The sequence below is a fragment of the Domibacillus sp. 8LH genome (genome assembly GCF_038806185.1).
Lineage (GTDB): Bacteria > Bacillota > Bacilli > Bacillales > Domibacillaceae > Domibacillus > Domibacillus indicus_A.
The window spans coordinates 1-7,516 of record NZ_JAVJNG010000055.1 but is presented as its reverse complement, the minus strand read 5'-3'; the positions used below and the strand labels follow the sequence as shown (position 1 = coordinate 7,516).

At 41.8% G+C, this 7,516-nt stretch carries 4 protein-coding genes and 1 pseudogene; 3 read left to right on the top strand and 2 right to left on the bottom strand.

Annotated elements, in window-relative coordinates; translation table 11 throughout:
* Window positions 1–597 precede the first annotated feature (597 nt).
* Complete coding sequence (locus RG959_RS23620; protein ID WP_342799243.1) at window positions 598–1,251, bottom strand: hypothetical protein; 654 nt, start codon at window positions 1,249–1,251, stop codon at window positions 598–600.
* 672 nt (window positions 1,252–1,923) lie between these two features.
* Here RG959_RS23620 and RG959_RS23615 point away from each other — a divergent pair.
* Window positions 1,924–2,127 (top strand): annotated as a pseudogene (locus tag RG959_RS23615) (KGG domain-containing protein); the annotation flags it as partial.
* Between the two features lie 145 nt (window positions 2,128–2,272).
* Here RG959_RS23615 and RG959_RS23610 read toward each other — a convergent pair.
* Window positions 2,273–5,458 (bottom strand): bifunctional cytochrome P450/NADPH--P450 reductase, encoded by a 3,186-nt coding sequence (locus RG959_RS23610; protein WP_342799241.1) that lies wholly within the window; start codon window positions 5,456–5,458, stop codon window positions 2,273–2,275.
* Between the two features lie 450 nt (window positions 5,459–5,908).
* Between RG959_RS23610 and RG959_RS23605 the strand changes: the two genes are divergently transcribed.
* A complete protein-coding gene (locus RG959_RS23605; RefSeq protein WP_342799240.1) occupies window positions 5,909–6,454 on the top strand; it encodes a MerR family transcriptional regulator in 546 nt (181 codons plus the stop codon).
* Between the two features lie 291 nt (window positions 6,455–6,745).
* On the top strand, window positions 6,746–7,414 hold the full coding sequence (locus RG959_RS23600; protein WP_342799239.1) for a type 1 glutamine amidotransferase domain-containing protein: 669 nt from the start codon (window positions 6,746–6,748) through the stop codon (window positions 7,412–7,414).
* Window positions 7,415–7,516: the final 102 nt, after the last annotated feature.

Genomic DNA, 7,516 nt, shown 5'->3' with positions numbered 1-7,516 from the left:
AAAACACGGGGTGTTTTTAATGGAAGATAAAAATTAAAACGTTGACGTTTATTTTGTTCAGTTTTCAAAGATCAATTCTCTTTGCAGTCATTTACGACAGCTAAATAATCATATCACGCATCAACTTTTAAGTCAACACCTTTTTATCAAAATAGTATTTTGATAAATGATTATTAGAATTCGTATTATCGCTTCATCGATGATACATCAAACGCGACAGAAAATAATTATAGTACATTTGAATGTAATTAGTCAATAATAATTTTCTCATTACATTATATCCAAATAATTAATATAACCTTATATAGGTTTATCCCACACGCTACTGTATTAGCGACGGACTAATAATATAACACATACGTACTTCCATGGCAATAATATTTCCCCTTATTTTTATTACCTAGTTATGTTTACAAACCCAGTGTAACCCAAAACAATAGCAGTTGAATGAAATGGTATAAGACAGAATAGATTTTACATTTGCTGATATACCGTAGAGTAAAGCACCCCATAACCTTACTCTCAAAATAGCGATCCTATTAAAGTTTTTATCGGTAAGTACTGCTCCAGCGATGATTATATATTAAAATCTTTCCCTTATTCCTTGCAAAGGCCAGGCGCCGGAACTCCTATCACTACTTTTGTTAAAACTTGAAAAGGAATTTCATCAATCTGAATGGTGTCATAGGGAAACTGAAACTGGCATAAGTGACAAAGATCCCTTATATGCATTTCCAGGATTTCTTTTTTCTCAGGGTGTGAAAAGAGACACTCTAACTCCTCCTTCTCCGACAAAGTCATAAAAGCAGACAAGCGGCTTTTACAACAACGGGGGCATATTACAATAAAGCGGTCTTCTAAAACCCCTGCTTTCTTTAAAAAATTGAGTGTCTTCTTCTGAAGGCCGGGATCAGATATAACACGCCCTATACTAGAAAAGTACTGGCCTTTTGAAAAACGAGACAAATAATTATCTAATGCTTTTTTGGTTTCCTCAGGGAGAAAATCAATTTTTTGGAGAATGGGGAAAGCATAAAAGCTGGCAACGGATGAATGCGCCCCGTCTTTCATCTGGGAAATTAAAAGTGCTAGATCGCGCGAAAGATTACGCATAGGTAAAGCAGCAAAAGCCTTCTGAAAATGACAAAGCTTTTCTTTTGTATAAGCATCCTTCATTGCAGAGACATTAATGGACTGCAAATATGCAGCAAATGCTTTTGAAAATTCATAAATTTGTTCAAGGTCTCTCATTTCTCCCTCTCCTTTTTAAAATGAGATGCATACGTACCAGGAGGGTTTGTGTATCTGCCTCTTCCTATATAGAAAGTTCGTTTTAGTTCATGTAAGACCCGCTCACTGAAGGAAGGGTTCATTTCCAAAGAATTGCCTAAAAACTTCTTCAATATACAGTCTTTTTTACCATTGATCTGGTAAATGGCGTCTCCATCATGCCACCAAAAAAAGCGCTGCCCTTTAAACAGCAAATGCTATCGATTACTTACTTATAATTACTGTATGTTATATTTGCATGAATGTTAGCACTACACAAAAATGAGCCCCCGACCTTTATAAAGGCCAGGGGCTCATTTATTATTTTTTAGATGCTGGCAAGCCAGTTTTATTATAAAAATTTAAGTAATAAAAAAATACAATGTCTTTATTAATCGTATTGGCCCCACCTACGCCATATACATTGACAGCCACCCTTGCTATCCTACCCAATGATTATATTCTTTTATTACTTCATTTTAGCTATACCCCAAATACCAAAGAACAAATCCATTTATTTTTCTTTTTTGCTTTTTAAATATAATAAATGTTCTTTTAAGCTTCATCTTAATAAAGTTGTTTATAGGGAGAACAGGCGGGTAATCTAAACACTGTAACATCGTAAAATCCAACTGAACTGAGGAGGAACTTTCAATGGCAAACAATCATGATAAAATGAGCCGTGAAGAAGCAGGCCGTAAAGGCGGCGAAACTACAGCAAAGAACCATGACAAGGAATTCTATCAGGAAATTGGGAAAAAGGGCGGCGAAGCCACTTCCAAAACGCATGGTAAGGAGTTTTACCAGGAGATTGGAGAAAAAGGCGGCGAAGCTAGAGGCAAACAGCGTAACAACGATTAATTAAAAAATGGAACAGAGAGCGTGGACGAGCTAGTGTCCATTACCCTATAAAAAAGAGAATGCCTGCAGGCATTCTCTTTTCTTTTGAATAAAACGTCTTCTTTCCATGCTTTTAAACCGGTAAAGCTTATGTTTTCTGCTTTTAAATCCCTGCCCACACGTCTTTTGCATACCTTCCATCTTCCTGTAGCTTCCATAACCACTGTATTGCTTCCTGTTCTGTTGCTCCGTGAACGGATTCGTAAGCTTTCTGCAGGGCCGTTTCTACATCCGGAGCCATTCTGGTTCCATCCCCGCATACATAAAGCCGGCCTCCCTCATCGAGAATACGAATTAATTCCACTGTATCTTTCTGCATTAAATGCTGTACGTACGCTTTCGGGGCTTCTTCTTTACGAGAAAAAGCCGTATGAAGCGTCACAATTCCCTCGTTTTCATATCCCTCCAGTTCTTCACGATAAATGAAGTCCTTTTCATTGCGGCATCCGAAATAAAGATGGGCTTCACCTAATGTTCGGCCTTCTTGTTTCATGGCTGTACGGGCCTGAAGAAAACCACGAAAAGGTGCCACTCCTGTTCCTGGACCGACCATAATGATTGGCGTCTCGGAATCTTGAGGCAGCTGAAACCGGGATTCCGGCGTGCGGACAAAAATCAAGATATCTTCTCCTTGCTTACGATCCGCTAAGTAAGTAGACGCCACTCCCCGGTATTCCCCCTGGCCGCTCCAGGCAGGCCCTTGTACAACACCGACCGTTATGCTGCATCGGTCCGGAGTTGCGCGGGGAGAGCTCGATATCGAATAATAACGCGGTTTTAACGGGCGTAAAAGTGCCAAAAACCGTTCAAATGGCAGTTCACACGCTTCGTATTTTTCCAGAAGAGCCAGCATCGAAACGCGTTTTTTGAGTATTTCCTCTTGATAAATCCCTTCTTCAATTAAAGCTTCTAATTCACGTTTATGTGGAGGACAAAAAGTAAAAGCGGCCAGTTCCCGTATCTGCGCTCTGGTCGCTGCTTCCTGCACTTCCACACTGTAAGCAAGAAGATCATTCAAGCTCACCGGCCGGTCTAAAGGCAAGTGAGCTGCACTGCGTCCGCTGGCTGTCAGCATCACTTGATCGTTTCCATTTAAGGCATATTTCTGGAGAATACGATGAACATTTTCGCGGCTATTTGCAGGCAGTACACCGAGGTGATCTCCTTCTTGATAGGTAATACCTTTCGGCAAAACCACCTCAATATGCCGAGTGCTTCGACCGCTGGCTGGCGACTGGAGTTCCCGATTCTCTCTAATTGAAGCATAAACCGCTTCGTACGATCGAGCGAGAGGAGAACCTCCCAGCCCTTTCACAAACTGAAGGCTTAGTGTGCTCCGCTCCGTTTCCGCCTTTTCATTAAGCTGCAGCCCAAAGGTTTCTATGGCATCCGTCCACATTTTACGTTTCCAGTGATCAAGCTGTTCCTCAAAATCTCCGCTTGCATCCGCTTCACCGCGTGCGGAGAACCGCAGCGCTCCTTTTTGGGCAAGCTGCTCATCAATCCACCTCGGTACGTACTGATACGTACTAGCCCAGTTATGATCACCGCATCCAAATACTGCATAACGCACACCTTCAAGCTCTCCTTCTTTTACTTCTTCCAGCCATTGCACAAACTGACCTGCATTGCTTGGTGGTTTTCCATTATAAGAAGAAGTGACGATTAAGACCGCTCCTTCTTTCGGCAGAGCCCCGATTCGATCATTTAAAGGCGCTACTTCTGTACGTACACCATGTAAGCCGGCGGTATCGGCCAGCTCACGCGCCACCCCTTCTGCCGTCCCCGTATCAGAGCCGTATAAAACAAGCAGCGGGCGATTATGAATACCTAAAATCGAGGCTCTTTGAGCTTCCTCTTCTTCGTGATTCTCCACTCTTTTTTCTCCAGGAGCCAGAACAGGTGTGTAAACAGCTGATTGCATACGCGGCTGAACTTGTATTTTAAAATCCCCTGGTTTTAAGGTTAATGTTTGTTTTATATCAAGATCATAATTTTCATAATCAATAAATTCAAAATGCTGAAGCAGCATTCCCAGTACAAGAGTAGCCTCATGGAGGGCAAACTGCATGCCAATGCACGCCCGCTGGCCGTTTCCAAATGGCTTATAGGCATGATGAGGCACTTTTTTCGGGTCTTCAAACCGTTCTGGACGAAATTCTTCTGCGTCTTCTCCCCACGCCTCTTTATCCCGGTGCAGCTGCGGAATCAGTACAGCTACCCTTTCCTTCTCTTTTTTTATCGGATACTTGCCGCCAATGACTGTATCTTCCTTTGCATAAAGACTAAATGCAGGGGCGGTCGGCCACAAACGGAGCGATTCATTTAAAATCATACGGACATATTTAAGCTGTAATACCTGCTTATACGTTGGTGTTGCACCTGTTAATACCTGATCCACTTCTTCATACGCTTTTTTCAGTTTATCGGGATTTTTTAATAAGAAGTAAAGAGCAAATGACAACAAACCACTTGTTGTTTCGTGCCCTGCTATTAAAAATGTAATAATTTGAAAGCGAATATTTTCATCATCCAGCTTTTCACCCGTTTCAGGATCTTTCACATGTAACATGCGGGAAAGCAAATCATTTTCTTCTTGATGTTCACTCGCTCTGCGCTCGGCAATAATGTTGTCCACCAAGGTAAACATCGTCTGGATATCATGTTGAAACTGCCTCTTCGTTCGCACCATCAATTTATCCTGCAAAGAAAGGCGCTGCATTTGCTGCATCGCTTCATCCAAAGCGCGGACCATACTTGTGATAAACGGATGAGGATTTTCTCTATAAAAGCTGTTAAAGCGGTAGTTAAAGCCACACAATCCAATGGTATCTAGCGTGAGGCGGGTCATATCTTCCGGAACATCGACAGGTTCATTTGGATTCAACCTCGCCCATTTCTGAACAAGCTGGACAGCGATATCGACCATCATGGAATGATAACCCTTCATAGCCCGCTGGCTAAATGTAGGCACAAGAATATTATGGGCTTTTCTCCAGTTGGATTCATGAGTCCAGCTCGTAAATAGCCCGTCTCCTGCAAAAGCACGGACTTTTTCCAAAGCTCCTTCAACACTTTTATCAAAGCGGGATTCATCGCATACTTCTGCCACAAGTTCATGTCCAGAAACGACTACTGACGTACCTAACGGGGTATGTAATTGAAAAATAGGGCCAAATTCCTCCGCCAGTTTTATAAGCGATAAAGTCGGTTTATCGCGATCAATTAACGGGAGATTCCCGAGCGGGCCAAAGGTTTTCGGCTGAGGAATCGTGCTGGCTTCCTTCATGTAAAAACTCCCTTTCTTCAATAAATGGACTAAATCCTTCATCAATACCCTACCATTTATTAGAATTTAACTTCCAATATTAAGTAGTGAACGGCCGGTAAAAGCACATATTGGCCTATTTATATTCTTTATTTGGAAAAAAATGATGTACTTGGCTTTTGCTCGGGCTGGAAAAATCGTGAGTCCTATGGATAAAAAATCTGGAAACAGAACAAAGCAGCAGAAGCCGGCCTGCGCGCTTCCACACTTTTCTTCTTATTTCCTAAAACTTCTAACTAAACGACAAATTTAGTGAAAGGACATTCTTTCCATACACCGAACTTAACACATATATGAAAGAACGTACTTGGAAAGCTTGTTGAGATTCATGACACACCTTTATAAGATCCTTATACCGTATCGTTATCCGGCACATGTGTTAAAACCTATCTTGAAAGGATGATGCAAATCATGACTCAAACGAAAGAGCAAACTGTAGAAACTCCCGCTGAACACGTAGAGGAAATGCGTTTAACAGTAAAAGAAGCCGCTAAACAGGTGAATGAAAGCCCTGGTGTCGTCCGTAATTGGCTGAGGGAGTTAAAGGCTTATATTCCTACCGTTCAGGGAGACAATGGATATAACTATTTTGATGAGCCTGCTTTAAAGAGACTGCTGCTGATCCGCAAATTGAGCCGTGAACAAAACTATTCGATTAAACAAATTGAATATTACTTTGCTACAGGCGAAACGCAAATAAAACCCGAACTTGTCAATGAAGAACCAGCAAGTGGCATTCGGAAAGATTTAGCCGTCATTATGGAACGGATGGAACGGCAGGAACAGTTTAATCAAGCGCTTGTCAATAAATTAGACGAGCAGCAGCAATACATTAAGGATTCATTGAACAGGCGGGATCAGCTTCTTCTTGAATCTTTAAAAAATACGCAGGAAGCTAAAAAAGCAGAAATAAAAAAGAAACGCTTTTTCAAATGGTTTTCTAAAGAAAACGAATAAAGCGCTGTTCCCACTTTACACACATTCGTTTTTACAAAAGTCCGCCCTCTCAAAAAAAGCGCTGTCCTTCAAGCAGGAGGACAGCGCTTTTTTATTGCATTCATTCACATAGCCGCTTTCCGGTGTAACCACGAAAGCTGTTCAAAAACCGGAGCAGAAATCACACGACATTAAGTTATTGAATTCCTTCGCTGTTTCTTTTTCCATCATACACTTTGAATAATTGTTTAAAAAGACGTAGAAAGGATAACTTGTTTATGGAGAGTATGACAGCAAAAGGAGGAACTAATCATGGCTAAAGTGTTAGCAGTATTATCAAGTGGGTTTAAAGATGCAAAAAATAATTATGAAACCGGATGGTGGGGAGAAGAATTATTTGCCCCTATGGAGCTGCTTGAAAAAGCGGGGCACCAAGTAGACTTAGCTTCTCCATTAGGCGGCAAACCCGAAATTGATAAACATAGCTTAGCGAAAGAATATGATCCTGAAGGGAAATATAAAACCTTATACGAATCCGGAAAAGCAGACCATACAACGGCTCTATCTGAAATAAACCCCGATGAATATGACGCTGTGCTCATTGTAGGAGGCCATGGAGCTATGTATGATCTGGCTAAAAGTGAAGAGCTGCATCAAATCATTAACTCCATTTACGATAACGGAAATATTGTGTCTGCCGTATGCCACGGGCCCGCCCCTTTAATCTGGACAAAGCGCCCTGACGGCAAAAGCATCATTACCGGCTTACGTGTCACTGGGTATCCGGAATCCATGGAACCAGAAGGTCTCCCAGATATTTTGCCGTACAGTCTTGAAGGAGAAATGAGAAAGATCGCTGACTATACATCAGAAGAAAAAGTCATATGGGGAAATGAACAGCTGTTGACCGGACGTGATCCCTTTTCTTCCGAAGCATTGGGAGAAGAGTTAGTCAAAGCTCTAGAAGAAAGAAACAAGTAAAGGTTTTAACAGAAAAAACAAAAAGAGGACAGCTTCCGCTGTCCCCACTTCTTGCCTGGCGGCGTCCTGCTCTCACAGGGGGAAACCCCCAACTACCATCGG

What these genes read in the sequence shown, in the direction of transcription:
- RG959_RS23620 (WP_342799243.1), bottom strand. Translation starts at nt 1,251, where the DNA reads ATGAGAGACCTTGAACAAATTTATGAATTTTCAAAAGCATTTGCTGCA.
- RG959_RS23610 (WP_342799241.1), bottom strand. Translation starts at nt 5,458, where the DNA reads ATGAAGGAAGCCAGCACGATTCCTCAGCCGAAAACCTTTGGCCCGCTC.
- RG959_RS23605 (WP_342799240.1), top strand. Translation starts at nt 5,909, where the DNA reads ATGACTCAAACGAAAGAGCAAACTGTAGAAACTCCCGCTGAACACGTA.
- RG959_RS23600 (WP_342799239.1), top strand. Translation starts at nt 6,746, where the DNA reads ATGGCTAAAGTGTTAGCAGTATTATCAAGTGGGTTTAAAGATGCAAAA.